This is a genomic window from Nostoc sp., assembly GCF_036919575.1.
GTDB lineage: Bacteria > Cyanobacteriota > Cyanobacteriia > Cyanobacteriales > Nostocaceae > Nostoc.
Genome location: NZ_JBALBY010000110.1, coordinates 99,385 through 113,098, shown reverse-complemented (window position 1 = coordinate 113,098; position 13,714 = coordinate 99,385). Strand labels below are relative to the sequence as shown.

Genomic DNA, 13,714 nt, shown 5'->3' with positions numbered 1-13,714 from the left:
GCGGCAGTCATACGACTACCCCTAGGCTGTGCCTAATTACTATAATATCTTCTAATATTGCTGATTGTCAACTCAGAATCACTTGGTGGAGATTTGGAGGTGCGATCGCCTTTTTTAATGAACCACAGAGGCGCAGACGACACAGAGGAAGGAGCGATCGCATTTCAATAAAAAGTTAGCGATGCCTACGGCGGGCTTCGCCTACGCACCGTGGAGATTTTGCAGGCGATGCCTTCTCTACCAGACGCACTCGCGTTCGGCTGGCTTCGCCTACGCTTGGTGATTTTTAGAAGTGCGTAGACAGATTGTGGGTAACAGGAAAGCGTTGTGTACTAATGCTAGACTAAACGCAATGATGAGACAATAGCAGATGGTTTACGGCGTTGGAATTACTGATACCATTAAAAGCTTGAACGATTTACAGACTCGCTGTTATTTAACTCAAGCTGATAGCGATCGCTTTTTCTATGAGTGGATTGACGAATTACCCGAACTAAACCAACAAGAACAGGCGGGTATTGCTCGGATTAAGCAGCGTTATGACTACCATCGAGTTGATGGTCTATTGTTAGAAGGTACGATTAACCTTTTGGTGGTTTCGCCGTTGTTAGAACTCACAGGCTTTCTCGATCCACCATATCGAATTCGCTCACCCTATGGTGTTGCATTAGAACTTGAAGATCCTGATGAAACGATTTGCGGCTTTATTGACACACTAGTTGTGCAGGAAAAACTGTGGATTTTGGTGGTGGAGTCGAAACGAACTAGCATTCCAGTAGCAGCAGCATTACCGCAGTTATTAGCTTATATGCTGACTAATCCTCAGAGCGATAAATCTGTGTTCGGAATGGCCACAAACGGCGATGAGTTTATATTTCTCAAGCTCACTCTCACAGACACTCCGCAGTACGATGTATCACGGACATTTTCTTTATTTCCTCGAAGACATGAGTTAGCTGAAGTCTTGCGGATTCTAAAGCGGTTGGGACAAGCCGTGTTGGGGTAGGAAGTTGCCATAATATCGCTTTTTTAACAAAGCGCCGAACGCGAGTGCGTCTCGTAGAGAAGATGCCAAGGAATAATAGAAGAGAGCGATGCCAACGGCTGGCTTCGCCTACGCTTTTTTTATCAAACCACAGAGGCGGAGAGGAAGAAGAGAGCGATGCCTACGGCTGGCTTCGCCTACACACGGTGAAGATTTTACAGGCGATGCCAACGGCTGGCTTTCCTGCGGAACGCTACGCGAACGCCTACGCTCTTTTTTAACAAACCACAGAGACACAGAGCAAGGGAGCGATGCCTTCGGCTGGCTTTCCTGCGGAACGCTACGCGAACGCCTACGCACACTGGAGATTTTGCAGGCGATCACACATTTTAAACGTCATAATTTTTATTAGCATTAGTAATATAATCGGTTCTATGAATTAGTATGGAAACCAAAGAAATTCTCCAAGCACTGTCAAGTCTGAGTATAAGCGATCGCCTAAAGATAGCTGAGTCAGCCCTACAATTGGTTCTTCAAGAAAAACACTCACTTACCAAAGATCAGCAAAAACGCCAATTAACACTAGCTGCAATCACAGCTATTGCAGATTATGCACCGGGTACTGAATTAAATATATTCTCGGACTTAGAGGGAGAAGACTTTTGCGATGATCCAGATGAAGACTTCTACAACTCAGGGACTTATGTACAGAGGTGAAGTCTGGCTAGTTAATTTAGATCCAACTGTCGGAACGGAAATTAGCAAAAAACGTCCTTGTATCATAGTCAATGATGATGCTATTGGGATTTTGCCTTTGAAGGTCATTGTCCCAGTTACGGATTGGAAAGAAAGATATGCAGTCAGACCTTGGATGGTGCGGTTAGAACCAAGCATAGAAAACAGTTTAGCCAAAGTTTCTGGTGTAGATACTTTTCAAATACGTTCAGTTTCAGAAATAAGATTAGTTAGAAAACTAGGTCAACTCTCCGACTCAGAAATGCAACTTGTTTCTCAAGCATTAGCTGTTGTCTTAAATATTTCTCATCCAACACTTTAGCGATCGCTTTTTTATCTCACGCAGAGGAAGAAGAGAGCGATGCCAACGGCTGGCTTTCCTGCGGAACGCTACGCGAACGCCTATGTACACTGAAGATTTTGCAGGCGATGCCAACGGCTGGCTTCGCCTACGCTTTTCAATGATTCACTCACCCTGATGTTTATATTGAGTTTTCTTTAAAAATGTTTTCAAAGGCTTACCATTTCGATTATATGTAACTACAATTTGTAGTTACAAGGGAATTATGGAGTTTGAATGGGATGAAAATAAAAGACTTGCCAATATCCGTAAGCATGGAATCGACTTTATTGATGTGGAAGAAGTATTTGAGGGTGACACGGTAACGGTTAAAGATGATCGTTTTAATTATGGAGAAGAGCGTTTTATTACATTTGGATTAATTGAGGGACGGGTTATTGCTGTTGTCGATACTGAACGAGACAACCTGATACGTATAATTTCTGCAAGGAAGTCAACAAAAAATGAAGAAATCAGATATTTCCAACAAATCGCAGACTGATTGGGAACGGTTGGATGCTATGAAAGATGAAGATATTAACCTTTCAGATTGCTCAGAAGTAACGCCGGAGATGTTTGCATCCGCTGTTGTGCGTCGTGGTTTAAAGTCTAATCCCAAGAAAGTACAAGTGACATTGCGAGTTGATAGTGATGTTTTGGAATGGTTTAAAGCAAGAGGAAGCGGATATCAGACGCAGATGAACGCGCTACTTAGAGCATATATGGAAGCACATCAATAATTAACGCGATCGCATATCCGATAAAGTCAGGTTAGGCGATCGCTTTTTTAACTCACATAAAGGCGCAAAGGAAGAAGAGAGCGATGCCTTCGGCTGGCTTCGCCTACGCACCGTGGAGATTTTGCAGGCGATCGCTCTTTTTAACGAACCACAGAGCAAGAAGAGAGCGATCGCTTAATTGATTACCTCGATCAGGAACCGATCCTTAATCTATTGGATAGCATGTAAGCGTCGGGACTTGATCAGGAAACTAAAAGAGCCATTCACGCTAAAATATAATATAACTACCAATACTAAAACCAATTAATATCTACTCGTGTTATTAAATTATGTACTTGGAAGGTCTTTATGAACAATAATCAACCTATCACAGCACAATCATCAACTACACCCCGCGCTGATTTATTATTAGAGATTGAACAAACTCCAGAAGAATATCTCCCAGAATTACTGCAATTTGTACGTCTATTTCGTCAAACTGTGACGATGAAACAGACATCATTAAATCAGTGGAAAAATGCTATCAATGAAATTAATCATAGTGATACCCTTAAACAACAAGAAAGGAAAACAAACATTAAAGAATTATTTGAGTCATGGAATGAGTTAGATGAACAAGAAGAACAACAGAAAACCTTAGAAATTATTGAATCTATGAAAGGCATTTCTATTTAGAATAGGATGAGTAAGGTTATTATCTTAGATTCTGCACCTGTGGGATTAATTACTAATCCCAAAGCAACACCTCTAGCTGTGCAATGTCAAGAATGGTTTTATACGCTCTTTGAGAGAGGGTATGAAGTAATTTTACCAGAAATTATAGATTATGAAATTAGACGGGAATTGTTAAGGGCAAATAAATTATCAGGAATTAGAAAACTTAATCAACTCAAGTCAGAAATAATCTATCTTCCTATTACAACAGAAGTGATGTTGAAAGCCGCAGAGTTATGGGCTGAGGTCAGAAATAAAGGTAAATCTACAGCAGATAATAAAGCTTTAGATGGTGATGTAATTTTGGCATCTCAATCTATTTTAGTTGCTAATTATGGACATGAGGTTATTATTGCCACAAGTAATAAAAAACATTTATCTATTTTTATTGATGCTAGAGAATGGCAAGAAATTTAGAAAAATAACCGAGCGATCGCAGGAGATTTAGCGATACCTTCGGCGGGCTTCGCCTACGCTTTTTTATCTAACGCAAAGGCGAAAAGACGCAAAGAAAGAAGAGAGCGATGCCTTCGGCTGGCTTCGCCTACGCACGCTGGAGATTTTGCAGGCGATCGCTTTTTTATCTCACGCAAAGAAAGAAGAGAGCGATGCCTTCGGCTGGCTTCGCCTACGCACACTGGAGATTTTGCAGGCGATCGCTCTTTTTATCTCATGCAAAGGCGCAAAGGAAGAGAAGAGGGCGATCGCACGCTGGAGATTTTGCAGGCGATCGCTTTTTTTAAAGAACCCCCAAGGACGTTATTGGCGTACTTTTTGAAGACCAATTTTTTGAATTATTATCAACTCTTAATTTTAACTTAAATCCTTGAAAGGGTGGATCAAGATTATATTCTGATGTAGTAGATTTGACAAATTCTTCAATTTGTAGTTTTCTGGTTTTTGAAACTATATCACGGTTTTCATTAGACACTGACGCTGCAAAAGTGAAAACAAGCCAAGCTTTATTCCAAATAAATGCTCCTAATTTTTCGGTCAACAAAATTATTGTTCTTTTTTCTTCTGGACGGAATCTTGTTTCATCTAAACGGGAAACATAAATTAATGTATCGATTGTATTCAAATCAACACTATTAATAATCAAATCTAAATATTTTTTGTCACACTCTATATCATCTTCCGCTAATCCTGGTGTATCAATCAGGCAAATATCACCTAAATGGCTAATATGATCATAATGCCTAATTATTTTAGTACAAGCTTCATATTTTGAGGTTTCAGCAATAGATTTGCCAACAACTGAGTTAATGAAGCTTGATTTCCCAACCCCTGTACGTCCAACAATTAAAAAATTACGCATTTCTACGACGGTCTAACTCCATCCATAGTCCCACTGCGGAACCTAGTAAACCACCAACTATTATTCCTCCTGGTCCAAATATTTGACCAACAACTGCCCCACCATAAGCCAATCCCCCAATCAAAAGTTTATTAATCTTTTTGTTAACTTCAGCCTTTTGCTTATCATCAAGATCAATTCTTGCTTCACCTGAAGATGAAGTTAAGCTGTCTTTCATTGCTGCTGCAAACGGTAAAGAACCCGATTCAGATGCTCTCATAAAAACTTTTGTGAAAAATTCTCCCAGCCATGTTTTTCCATCAGGAGTTGTCTTACTTTGATTATCTACTGCTACTGAAGGAATTTTACCAGCTTTATCTTCTCCAATGTATTTAGCAATTTCATGTCGGATTAATTCTGTTCTTTTATCTAAAGCTTCTTGATATCTTGATGCAGGGACAGAGTTCGCAAATGTAAAGACAATAACAGAATAGTCCCATACTTTTGTTCCCAAGTTTTCTGAAATTAGTTTAATACCTCGTTTTTCATCACTCGTAACTCTTGTTTCATCCAAACGGCTTACAAACAACATTGAATCCATTTGAGTTGTTTTTGAATTAATTAACTCCAAGTATTGTTGATCATTGCCAACTTCTTCTAGCTCATCACATAAACCTGGAGTATCAACTATTGCAAGTTTTAATCCATTTATTTCATGTCTATATAATGTAGCTGACATGGTTGTTGCTTCATAGTCACCAACTTTAGCGACTTGGCTACCTAAAAGGTTATTGATGGTACTAGATTTTCCAACACCTGTACGACCCACAAGTACAAATAAAAACTTCTTCTCAATTATTCTTTTAACCTTATCTTTTAATTCTGTGCTGATTAGTGGCAAGCCATCAATTTCTCGACAGAGGTTTTCTACTGATTCAGTTTTAGCACGTTCTTCATATATCCTCATGAGAAAAAGTTCCAAACCAATCTTAGTAAGAAGATCCCCCAGGACTCCAGTAAATCCAAGTACTGCAATCCCTCCAAGCATACCAGCCGGACCACCGAGAAATGCTAATGCTGATACGATAGCAGCCCCGCCAGCAAGACCTGTAGTTGCCATCACAATCACAAGTATTACACCTGGTAATCCCATAGCAACAACTTTTCTGATAACTTCATCCATAATGCTATATTTTCGAGAAAGGGAGTTCAAGTATAACTTATGACTTTTATTTTTACAAAAATCTAGTTGTTATTGTTTAGTAGCAGAAAGTACTTAGTAGCTTACAAAAAAATTGCCTCAGAAGCATCAAACCCCCAAGGCAAGCCAACCCTCTACATTCTTTCTTTACTCCGCGCTCTCTGCGCCTCTGCGGTTCGTTAAAGCTGCTTCACTTCCGAAACCAACTTCGACACCATATCTTTAGCGCCACCAAAGAGCATCGTCGTCTTATCCTTGTAGAACAACTCATTATCTACACCGGCAAAACCCGTACTCATCCCGCGCTTAATTACAATCGTCTGCTTCGCCCGATCTACTTCCAAAATTGGCATACCATAAATCGGACTATTTTTATCACTCCGCGCCGCCGGATTTACCACATCATTTGCCCCAATTACTAAAGCCACATCTGCTTGCTCAAACTGGGGATTAATATCATCCATATCGTACAACTGCGTATAAGGCACATTTGCCTCCGCCAACAACACATTCATGTGCCCCGGCATTCTCCCAGCAACGGGGTGAATCGCATACTTGACATCAACGCCCATCCGTTCTAGCTGATCTGACAATTCCCGGACGCTATGTTGCGCTTGGGCAACTGCCATACCATAACCAGGTACAATTACCACAGAACGGGCATAACCCAACATCATCGCCCCTTCTTCGGCATCGATGCTGCGGACAGTTTGATCAGTTGCACCACCAGTAGCAGCAGCACCACCAGAACTAGAACCTGTACCAAAAGCGCTGAACAGCACACTAAATAACGAGCGGTTCATCGCCTTACACATAATCTCGGTGAGGATTAACCCAGATGCTCCCACCAAAGCCCCAGCGATGATTAACATATTATTCATCACTACGAACCCCGCCGCCGCCGCCGCCACACCTGACAACGAGTTCAACAGCGAGATTACCACTGGCATATCGCCGCCACCAATGGGGAGAACGAACATCACGCCCAGCACCAATGAAACGCCAACCACTCCCAAGAATATAGGTAAGCTATCTGGTGTGATGATTAAATAGGCACTACCTACTAGATAAGCACCCAGAAGCAAGAGGTTAAATGGTTGCTGGAATGGAAATGTAATCGGCGAACCGCTAATTAAACCTTGCAATTTGGCAAAGGCTAAAAAACTACCTGTGAAGGTAATACCACCGATTAAGACGTCCAACAGGATGGAAATGTTGATATCTAGGGGTATGGACTGAGAACTATCTAATAACCGCCAGAATTCGGCAACGGCTACTAATGCCGAAGCCGCACCGCCCAAACCGTTGAGTAAACCCACCATTTGGGGCATTTCCGTCATTTGGACTTTGTAGGCAACGATCGCACCAATTCCCGATCCAATCGCCAAGCCCAACAATATCATCTCGTAGTTCAACACATGTTGATCCAGCATTGTCGCTGCGATCGCCAGCAACATCCCCACAGCCGCTACGAGATTACCGTTTCTCGCTGTAGCAGGTGAACCCAGCTTTTTCAACCCCAGAATGAATAACGATGCAGCGACTAAGTACGTCAGCTGAATGCCAGTTGGTAAAAAGTCGCTCACGCCTTAATCTCCTTCTTCTTGAACATTTGCAACATTCTGTCTGTCACTAAAAAACCACCCACAACGTTGACTGTTGCCAATACCACAGCAATCAAACCGAGAATTACTGATACATTCGTTTCTCTGGCACCAGCAGCAACGATTGCTCCAAGTACCGCAATTCCAGAAATCGCGTTTGAGCCTGACATTAAGGGCGTGTGTAGAGTCGGTGGTATTTTGTTGATGACTTCAAAGCCGATAAAAGATGCCAAAACAAATACAAACAAAGCAGCAAGTAATGCCTCTGTCATGAAATCAAAACTCCTTAATGTAAATGGGCATTGGGCACTTGTACTGAGCGAAGTCGAAGTATTGGGCATTGGGCATTAGTTCTTCCTCCTCATCTCCCTCATCTCCCTCATCTCCCTCATCTCCCAATTCCCTAACTAACCGCCGGTTCTTGAGTATTCAAAGCTTGTAGCGCATCCCGCACTCGTTGATTACGAATTTCACCAGCGTGGGTAACGCAAGCTGCATCAACGATGTCGTCGCCAAAGTCCACCTGCAAAGCTTTGTCTTTAATTAGCAGTTGCATCAACGATGTTATGTTCTTGGCATACAATTGGCTGGCATGAATTGGCATCGATGATGGGAGATTTATGGGGCCGATAATTGTCACGCCGTTCCAGACAATATCTTTGCCGGGTTCAGTACAAGCGCAGTTACCCCCCTGTTCAGCGGCCAAATCCACAATTACTGAACCGGGTTTCATCTGTGCCACCATTTCTTCTGTAACTAGCCGTGGTGCTTGTCTCCCAGGCACTTGAGCAGTGGTAATCACCACATCAGAATTTTTGACGTGTTCGGCGACAACTTCTTGAGTACGTTGTTTGCTAGCCTCAGAAATTTCCTTGGCGTAACCGCCAGCAGCGACAGTTTCTTCCTCTAATTTGACTTCAACGAATTTTGCCCCTAAGCTTTGCACTTCTTCTTTGACGGCGGGACGAATATCAAAGGCTTCTACCACTGCTCCCAAACGTCTAGCGGTGGCGATCGCTTGCAATCCGGCTACACCAGCGCCCATAATAAATACTTTCGCTGGAGCGATCGTACCTGCGGCTGTGGTTAACATCGGGAAATATTTCGGTAATGCTGCTGCGGCAATTAATACAGCCTTGTAACCTGCTAATGAAGCTTGCGAGGACAAAGCATCCATACTTTGCGCCCTGGTAGTACGGGGAATCATTTCCATACTCAAAGCTGTGACTTTGCGATTTGCTAGCTGCTGCGCCACAACGGGATTTCCCAAGGGATTCAGGAAACTGACTAAAACAGCCCCTTCCCGGAGTAATTCAATTTCTGAGCGTCCATCTTCTCGTTCTTGCGGTGGGCTGACTTTCAGCAGAATATCAGCTTCACCCCATAATTTGGCAGTATCGCTGATGATTGTGGCTCCTGCTGCAAGATATGCAGAATCGCTGAAAAAAGCTCCCTCTCCTGCACCTGTTTCTACCCAGACTTCCAAACCTTGTTTTACCAATCGGGCAACGGCGTCAGGAATTAATGCCACACGACGTTCACAAACTTCAATTTCTTTAGCAACTGCTATTCTCATGAAATCTCCTGAAGATAAATACCTAATCTCTGCTAAGTAAGCGATTGTCCAAATGAGGAGTATTCCGCACTTAATAATACTTAGGCAGGAACATCATCTATGAATTTTACTGGTAGATTGAACCTTGAATGTTTCCTTTCCCACTCTTAGCTCTCCAGGCAAAGCCTGACTTTGACGCTCGCAGAGGTCATATTTTCAGATAGTTGCAAACAGGGTTACGTATTGCACATCCTAAATTGATGATTCCCAAATTTTGCATCTTGATCTTCAGCTTATTTTCGGGATTGAGAAATTTTGGTATTCCTTTCTTATAGAGTAATATTGACCAAATTTTGAAAGTTTTATAATTTCCAAATTAAATTTTAAGGATTACGACTTTGATTCAAACTTATTTTAATCAATTTAGCGCAAGTTAAGTGGCGATCGCTAATGTTGCGGCTCAATTTTTATAACGAAATTCTCAAATTTAGATACACTTGTACATATTTGGAAACACAATCCAATCCTAACTGTGTTTCTATCTAGTTCAAATTTGACCAAGTTAGTCATCAAACCAGGACTCTACAAGGGTAATAAATTAAATCGAGTATATGTTAAATTTATATCTAAGTAATTTTGCTGTCGTCCAAACCTCTGCGAGGACGGCACTTTTTATTGTTATTAAACGTCCATTCTTAGGAAGTCAGTAGTAAAGTTTAGTAAAGAATACTAACACACAGTTATTTTAGATAACAGATTTACATTTTGGTAGAGGAAGCCCAATTATGCGACGTTTACTTTCTGCTTTAGCCTTGACTAGTTTTTTGGTTACTGGATTACCAGCCCTAACTTGGGCACAAAGCTTACCTGGATTGACGCTGTTTAGCGGTGTCAAAGGCGAAAATCAGTTGCCCTTTAGGTTAGATTTTGGTGGACAAGCTAATGGTTGGGATCGATACATATTGAGGATTCCAGCCAAAAGAATGAAATTGGCAGTTGGTCAATTTGCCATTACCTACCCTGATTATTACAAAGGAACTTTTGACCCGAAAAAAATTGAAGTTCGAGTCAAAGGCAAAGCAGTTCCGCTTTCCGAGGTGAAGTGGGACAAAGAAGGTAAGCTGATTAATATTTTTCCCCAAGAGCCGGTGCCAGCAGGTAGCCCAGTTGAGTTAGTCTTATCTAACGTCCAAAACCCAGCCTTCGGCGGTACTTACTATTTCAACTGTCAAGTTCTCTCCCCTGGCGATGTGCCGCTACTACGCTACATAGGAACATGGATTTTGAGTGTCAATTAAGGTGGGAGTAAGAATTTTAGATTTTGCGAAAAGTTGCGTGCGGGGGTTCCCCCCGTTGAGCAAACTTTTCAAGACAGATTTTGGATTAAAGAATTGAAATTTAATCCAAAATCCAAAATTGAATCGTCCAATTCCCAATTCCCTAAGAAAGTGATACAATATGAGATTGTGAGTTTTTATAAAAATCACCTAAGCGGAGAACTGTATGAAAAGAACACTGGGCGGCACTAGCCGTAAGAGAAAAAGAACCTCTGGTTTTCGCGCCAGGATGCGGACACCAGACGGCAGAAACGTCATTAGCGCCAGGAGAAGAAAGGGACGTCACCGCCTGAGCGTTTAGGGCATATCAAGCTAAAAGAGCATCTGTGGCTTTGCCCAAAGCAAATCGGCTAAAATCCCGCAAGGATTTCCAGGCAGTTTTCCGGGAAGGAATTCGGCGTCATGGCTCTTATTTAACATTGAGAGCCTTAAAGCCGTTATATTCAACCAAACCTTCTTTGGACACTGCCACCCAGACTACACAAGCAACTGACTCAGCAGATATTGCCAGCACGCGGATTGGCATTTCCATAAGCACAAAAGTCAGTAAGAGGGCAGTGGTTCGCAACCGAATCAAACGTCAAATTACTGGTGCTTTACATAACTTACTGCCTAAATTATCACCAGGATGGCGGCTAGTGGTGATTGTCAAACCCGCAGCAGCAGAATCTAAGTGCGTAAGCCCACAATTTCTGCAAGAATTAGAGCAGTTGTTGGCACAAGCTGAGGTGTTCGATGGGAATTCGTGAAGATGTTTATTATGAAGGTGGCCCCCATCTTGGGGATTTAATTATCAACCTGCTGATTGGGCTAACCATTGTCGGGATACCATTAACAGTCGGGGCAATTGTCAGGGCATTGTGGCTGCGTTTCCGCATCACCGATCGCCGAATTACCGTGATCGGAGGTTGGCAGGGGCGCGATCGCACTGACGTAATTTACTCAGAAATTGTCAAAATTGTCAAAGTTCCCCGTGGCATTGGCTTTTGGGGTGATATGGTGCTAACCCTAAAAAACGGTAGTCGTCTCGAATTGCGTGCAATTCCCAAATTTAGGGAAGTCTATGACTACATCAACGAAAGAATTGCAGCGAAAAATCCCGAATATAGCGCCTCTGCGAACAAGTGATGGGAGTAGGGAGTAGGGAGTAGGGAGTAGTGAATACAAAATTTACTCAGATAAAATCCCAAATCCAAATTAAGAACTTCCCACTTACCAAAAACTACATACCACTCCCCACTCCCCACTCCCCACTCCCCACTCCCCACTCCCCATTTTTAGGAATGTGCGGCTATCCGTAGCAAAAGATAGTCGCCGACAAATTATGATTTAGATAAATTAGATTCAGTTTACAGTACCTCAGGTTTAATTCAGAATAATGGATTTTGGTATCGGCTTTCTCTCGAACAACGTGATGCTGCCAATCATAGATTTTTTCTATGGTATTGTGCCTAGCTACGGATTAGCGATCGTTGCTTTGACACTGATAGTCCGCTTTGCGCTCTATCCCCTGAGTGCTGGCTCAATTCGCAATATGCGGAAAATGCGAATTGTACAACCTTTGATGCAAAAGCGGATGGCAGCAATCAAAGAGCGCTATAAGGATGATCCCCAAAAGCAGCAGGAGGAAATGGTCAATGTTCAAAAAGAATTTGGCAACCCTTTAGCAGGTTGTTTTCCATTACTAGTGCAAATGCCAGTCTTGTTAGCGCTGTTCGCCACTTTGCGGGGTTCGCCTTTTGCAGGTGTGAACTACAGTGTTAACCTAGAAATCTTTCCCGCAGAACAAATCGAACAAATTCAACCGCAAGCCTTTGCCACAGCTCCTCAAAATATTTACGTTGCCGATGGCGAACACGTTAAAGTAGCTGCAATCCTTCCCAGTGGTAACAAACTAGCGGTGGGAGAACAAACCAAGATACAATATCAGACCGTTGACGGGAAACCATTTCAAGTACTCTTAGCAGAACACCCTGAAAATAAGCTGATTCCTGATTGGAAAGTCACCAAAGGGGAAGATCGGATCAAAATTGATGCTCAAGGCAATGTCGAAGCCTTGCAGCCGGGAGAAGTTACCATTCAAGGAACTATTCCTGGACTAGCAGCAGACAAAGGCTTTTTATTCATTGATGCCTTAGGCAGGGTTGGCGCAAATGATCCAGATGGCACAATCCACTGGGATATTGTCGCCATGATTGTCTTTTTTGGGATCAGCCTTTATGTTAGCCAAATGCTTTCTGGGCAAAATTCCAGTGGTGGCAATCCGCAGCAGGATACAGTTAACAAAATCACCCCAGTCATCTTTTCTGGGATGTTTTTGTTCTTCCCCTTACCAGCTGGGGTGCTGATGTATATGGTGATTGGTAATATTTTCCAAACCGCACAAACTTATCTTCTCTCCCGCGAACCTCTATCAGAAGAACTGCAAAAAATCGTAGAAACCCAGGAGAAAGAAGCAGCAGTCACAGAACAAAAGGCATTGCCGTTTGAACCAAAAAGTGGTAAGAAAAAGGCCACAGGGGGATCATGAGCAACATTCCGATGCAACGAGGTCAGCAGTGGTTAAAAACACTGCTGGAACTCACTGGGATACCTGCTGAGATTCAGGGTCATTTAGAAACTGCCCAATCTCAAGATGGCGATTCCCCAGAACCAGATAACTACTGGTTGACAATTGACCAAACCAACTTTACGTCAGAACACATCCAGGTATTAATTGGTGCCGATGGTTCTGTGCTAGATGCGATTCAGTATCTAGCAAATTCGGTTCTTAACCTCAGCCAACCCCCGGAAGAACAAGCTTCTTACACTATTGAGTTGAATGGCTACCGGGTCAAAAGAGAAGCCGAAATTCGCGCATTAGCAGAAGCAGCAGCCGATGAAGTGCGCTTTTCTGGTAGAGAAGTGGAAATCAAATCCCTGAGTTCTGCTGAACGGCGTCAAATCCATACCTTCTTGAAGGAATTTGGAGATTTGGAAACCTTTAGTCGCGGTAAAGAGCCGCATCGTCATCTGGTTGTGCGTCCGGCTTCCTTGGAAGGAGTAGGGAGTAGGGAGTAGGGAGTAGGGAGAGACGCGATTAATCGCGTCTGTACAGGAGTTATGAGTTTGGAGTTAATTGAAAACTCATAACGATATAGTTTTAAAATTTCTCTTGTTCTTAAGAGAGAAAGTAAAAATGTAATATCAGTATAATTGCTGATAAT

22 protein-coding genes are annotated in these 13,714 nt (G+C 42.5%); 16 read left to right on the top strand and 6 right to left on the bottom strand.

Going from position 1 to position 13,714, the window contains the following annotated elements; all coding sequences use genetic code 11:
* Positions 1-370: 370 nt before the first annotated feature.
* From V7K27_RS29270 to V7K27_RS29245, 6 genes are all read left to right on the top strand, one after another.
* Entirely contained in the window at positions 371-1,006 is a 636-nt protein-coding gene (locus V7K27_RS29270) for a type I restriction endonuclease subunit R (RefSeq protein ID WP_334951963.1), read from the top strand.
* Between the two features lie 88 nt (positions 1,007-1,094).
* Positions 1,095-1,397, top strand: a complete 303-nt coding sequence (locus V7K27_RS29265; protein WP_334951962.1) for a hypothetical protein — start codon at positions 1,095-1,097, stop codon at positions 1,395-1,397.
* Positions 1,398-1,429: 32 nt separating this feature from the next.
* Positions 1,430-1,702, top strand: coding sequence for a hypothetical protein (locus V7K27_RS29260; RefSeq protein ID WP_334951961.1), 273 nt, complete (start codon positions 1,430-1,432; stop codon positions 1,700-1,702).
* Complete coding sequence (locus V7K27_RS29255) at positions 1,689-2,042, top strand: type II toxin-antitoxin system PemK/MazF family toxin (protein WP_334951960.1); 354 nt, start codon at positions 1,689-1,691, stop codon at positions 2,040-2,042. Before V7K27_RS29260 ends, V7K27_RS29255 begins: the two co-directional genes overlap by 14 nt.
* Positions 2,043-2,286: 244 nt before the next feature.
* Entirely contained in the window at positions 2,287-2,562 is a 276-nt protein-coding gene (locus V7K27_RS29250) for a BrnT family toxin (RefSeq protein ID WP_334951959.1), read from the top strand.
* Entirely contained in the window at positions 2,525-2,800 is a 276-nt protein-coding gene (locus tag V7K27_RS29245; RefSeq protein WP_334951958.1) for a BrnA antitoxin family protein, read from the top strand. The genes V7K27_RS29250 and V7K27_RS29245 overlap by 38 nt, the downstream gene beginning before the upstream one ends.
* Here the strand turns inward: V7K27_RS29245 and V7K27_RS29240 are convergent, their stop codons facing one another.
* Positions 2,801-2,959 carry a hypothetical protein gene (locus tag V7K27_RS29240; protein WP_334951957.1) on the bottom strand — a complete coding sequence of 53 codons (159 nt, stop codon included), beginning with the start codon at positions 2,957-2,959 and terminating at the stop codon, positions 2,801-2,803.
* Between the two features lie 189 nt (positions 2,960-3,148).
* On the opposite strand from V7K27_RS29240, the gene V7K27_RS29235 reads away from it, so the two are divergent.
* From V7K27_RS29235 to V7K27_RS29225, 3 genes are all read left to right on the top strand, one after another.
* Positions 3,149-3,475 carry a hypothetical protein gene (locus V7K27_RS29235; RefSeq protein ID WP_334951956.1) on the top strand — a complete coding sequence of 109 codons (327 nt, stop codon included), beginning with the start codon at positions 3,149-3,151 and terminating at the stop codon, positions 3,473-3,475.
* Between the two features lie 6 nt (positions 3,476-3,481).
* Positions 3,482-3,931, top strand: a complete 450-nt coding sequence (locus V7K27_RS29230) for a nucleic acid-binding protein (RefSeq protein ID WP_334951955.1) — start codon at positions 3,482-3,484, stop codon at positions 3,929-3,931.
* A 107-nt stretch (positions 3,932-4,038) separates the two neighbouring features.
* On the top strand, positions 4,039-4,257 hold the full coding sequence (locus tag V7K27_RS29225; protein ID WP_334951954.1) for a hypothetical protein: 219 nt from the start codon (positions 4,039-4,041) through the stop codon (positions 4,255-4,257).
* Here the strand turns inward: V7K27_RS29225 and V7K27_RS29220 are convergent.
* From V7K27_RS29220 to V7K27_RS29200, 5 genes are all read right to left on the bottom strand, one after another.
* On the bottom strand, positions 4,254-4,832 hold the full coding sequence (locus tag V7K27_RS29220) for a GTPase (RefSeq protein WP_334951953.1): 579 nt from the start codon (positions 4,830-4,832) through the stop codon (positions 4,254-4,256). The two genes, V7K27_RS29225 and V7K27_RS29220, sit on opposite strands and share 4 nt — an antisense overlap.
* Positions 4,825-5,994, bottom strand: a complete 1,170-nt coding sequence (locus V7K27_RS29215) for a GTPase (protein ID WP_334951952.1) — start codon at positions 5,992-5,994, stop codon at positions 4,825-4,827. The genes V7K27_RS29220 and V7K27_RS29215 overlap by 8 nt, the downstream gene beginning before the upstream one ends.
* A 197-nt stretch (positions 5,995-6,191) precedes the next feature.
* On the bottom strand, positions 6,192-7,598 hold the full coding sequence (locus V7K27_RS29210) for an NAD(P)(+) transhydrogenase (Re/Si-specific) subunit beta (RefSeq protein WP_334951951.1): 1,407 nt from the start codon (positions 7,596-7,598) through the stop codon (positions 6,192-6,194).
* Positions 7,595-7,888 carry an NAD(P) transhydrogenase subunit alpha gene (locus V7K27_RS29205; RefSeq protein WP_229547018.1) on the bottom strand — a complete coding sequence of 98 codons (294 nt, stop codon included), beginning with the start codon at positions 7,886-7,888 and terminating at the stop codon, positions 7,595-7,597. Before V7K27_RS29205 ends, V7K27_RS29210 begins: the two co-directional genes overlap by 4 nt.
* A 131-nt stretch (positions 7,889-8,019) precedes the next feature.
* On the bottom strand, positions 8,020-9,192 hold the full coding sequence (locus tag V7K27_RS29200; protein ID WP_334951949.1) for a Re/Si-specific NAD(P)(+) transhydrogenase subunit alpha: 1,173 nt from the start codon (positions 9,190-9,192) through the stop codon (positions 8,020-8,022).
* Positions 9,193-9,956: 764 nt separating this feature from the next.
* Here V7K27_RS29200 and V7K27_RS29195 point away from each other — a divergent pair.
* The 7 genes from V7K27_RS29195 (at position 9,957) to V7K27_RS29165 (ending at position 13,568) form a co-directional block, all read left to right on the top strand.
* Positions 9,957-10,469, top strand: a complete 513-nt coding sequence (locus tag V7K27_RS29195) for a DUF2808 domain-containing protein (protein WP_334951948.1) — start codon at positions 9,957-9,959, stop codon at positions 10,467-10,469.
* 205 nt (positions 10,470-10,674) lie between these two features.
* Positions 10,675-10,809 (top strand): 50S ribosomal protein L34, encoded by a 135-nt coding sequence (rpmH, locus tag V7K27_RS29190; protein ID WP_094327629.1) that lies wholly within the window; start codon positions 10,675-10,677, stop codon positions 10,807-10,809.
* Positions 10,810-10,834: 25 nt separating this feature from the next.
* Positions 10,835-11,257: a ribonuclease P protein component gene (gene rnpA / locus V7K27_RS29185; protein WP_334951947.1), complete on the top strand. Its 423-nt coding sequence runs from the start codon at positions 10,835-10,837 to the stop codon at positions 11,255-11,257.
* Positions 11,244-11,636 (top strand): PH domain-containing protein, encoded by a 393-nt coding sequence (locus V7K27_RS29180; RefSeq protein WP_334951945.1) that lies wholly within the window; start codon positions 11,244-11,246, stop codon positions 11,634-11,636. The genes rnpA and V7K27_RS29180 overlap by 14 nt, the downstream gene beginning before the upstream one ends.
* A 29-nt stretch (positions 11,637-11,665) precedes the next feature.
* Positions 11,666-11,809 (top strand): hypothetical protein, encoded by a 144-nt coding sequence (locus V7K27_RS29175; protein ID WP_334951943.1) that lies wholly within the window; start codon positions 11,666-11,668, stop codon positions 11,807-11,809.
* 77 nt (positions 11,810-11,886) lie between these two features.
* The gene (yidC, locus tag V7K27_RS29170; RefSeq protein WP_334951941.1) at positions 11,887-13,038 is read left to right on the top strand and encodes a membrane protein insertase YidC; all 1,152 of its coding nucleotides are present in this window, start codon (positions 11,887-11,889) and stop codon (positions 13,036-13,038) included.
* Positions 13,035-13,568: a Jag family protein gene (locus V7K27_RS29165; RefSeq protein ID WP_334951939.1), complete on the top strand. Its 534-nt coding sequence runs from the start codon at positions 13,035-13,037 to the stop codon at positions 13,566-13,568. Before yidC ends, V7K27_RS29165 begins: the two co-directional genes overlap by 4 nt.
* Positions 13,569-13,714: the final 146 nt, after the last annotated feature.

Bases quoted from the DNA above. Each gene is read 5' to 3' on its own strand.
- yidC (WP_334951941.1), top strand. From the start codon at position 11,887: ATGGATTTTGGTATCGGCTTTCTCTCGAACAACGTGATGCTGCCAATC.
- V7K27_RS29270 (WP_334951963.1), top strand. From the start codon at position 371: ATGGTTTACGGCGTTGGAATTACTGATACCATTAAAAGCTTGAACGAT.
- V7K27_RS29255 (WP_334951960.1), top strand. From the start codon at position 1,689: ATGTACAGAGGTGAAGTCTGGCTAGTTAATTTAGATCCAACTGTCGGA.
- V7K27_RS29250 (WP_334951959.1), top strand. From the start codon at position 2,287: ATGGAGTTTGAATGGGATGAAAATAAAAGACTTGCCAATATCCGTAAG.
- V7K27_RS29260 (WP_334951961.1), top strand. From the start codon at position 1,430: ATGGAAACCAAAGAAATTCTCCAAGCACTGTCAAGTCTGAGTATAAGC.
- V7K27_RS29215 (WP_334951952.1), bottom strand. From the start codon at position 5,994: ATGGATGAAGTTATCAGAAAAGTTGTTGCTATGGGATTACCAGGTGTA.
- V7K27_RS29200 (WP_334951949.1), bottom strand. From the start codon at position 9,192: ATGAGAATAGCAGTTGCTAAAGAAATTGAAGTTTGTGAACGTCGTGTG.
- V7K27_RS29235 (WP_334951956.1), top strand. From the start codon at position 3,149: ATGAACAATAATCAACCTATCACAGCACAATCATCAACTACACCCCGC.
- V7K27_RS29230 (WP_334951955.1), top strand. From the start codon at position 3,482: ATGAGTAAGGTTATTATCTTAGATTCTGCACCTGTGGGATTAATTACT.
- V7K27_RS29265 (WP_334951962.1), top strand. From the start codon at position 1,095: ATGCCAACGGCTGGCTTCGCCTACGCTTTTTTTATCAAACCACAGAGG.
- V7K27_RS29205 (WP_229547018.1), bottom strand. From the start codon at position 7,888: ATGACAGAGGCATTACTTGCTGCTTTGTTTGTATTTGTTTTGGCATCT.
- V7K27_RS29195 (WP_334951948.1), top strand. From the start codon at position 9,957: ATGCGACGTTTACTTTCTGCTTTAGCCTTGACTAGTTTTTTGGTTACT.
- V7K27_RS29245 (WP_334951958.1), top strand. From the start codon at position 2,525: ATGAAGAAATCAGATATTTCCAACAAATCGCAGACTGATTGGGAACGG.
- rpmH (WP_094327629.1), top strand. From the start codon at position 10,675: ATGAAAAGAACACTGGGCGGCACTAGCCGTAAGAGAAAAAGAACCTCT.
- V7K27_RS29165 (WP_334951939.1), top strand. From the start codon at position 13,035: ATGAGCAACATTCCGATGCAACGAGGTCAGCAGTGGTTAAAAACACTG.
- V7K27_RS29225 (WP_334951954.1), top strand. From the start codon at position 4,039: ATGCCTTCGGCTGGCTTCGCCTACGCACGCTGGAGATTTTGCAGGCGA.
- V7K27_RS29180 (WP_334951945.1), top strand. From the start codon at position 11,244: ATGGGAATTCGTGAAGATGTTTATTATGAAGGTGGCCCCCATCTTGGG.
- V7K27_RS29220 (WP_334951953.1), bottom strand. From the start codon at position 4,832: ATGCGTAATTTTTTAATTGTTGGACGTACAGGGGTTGGGAAATCAAGC.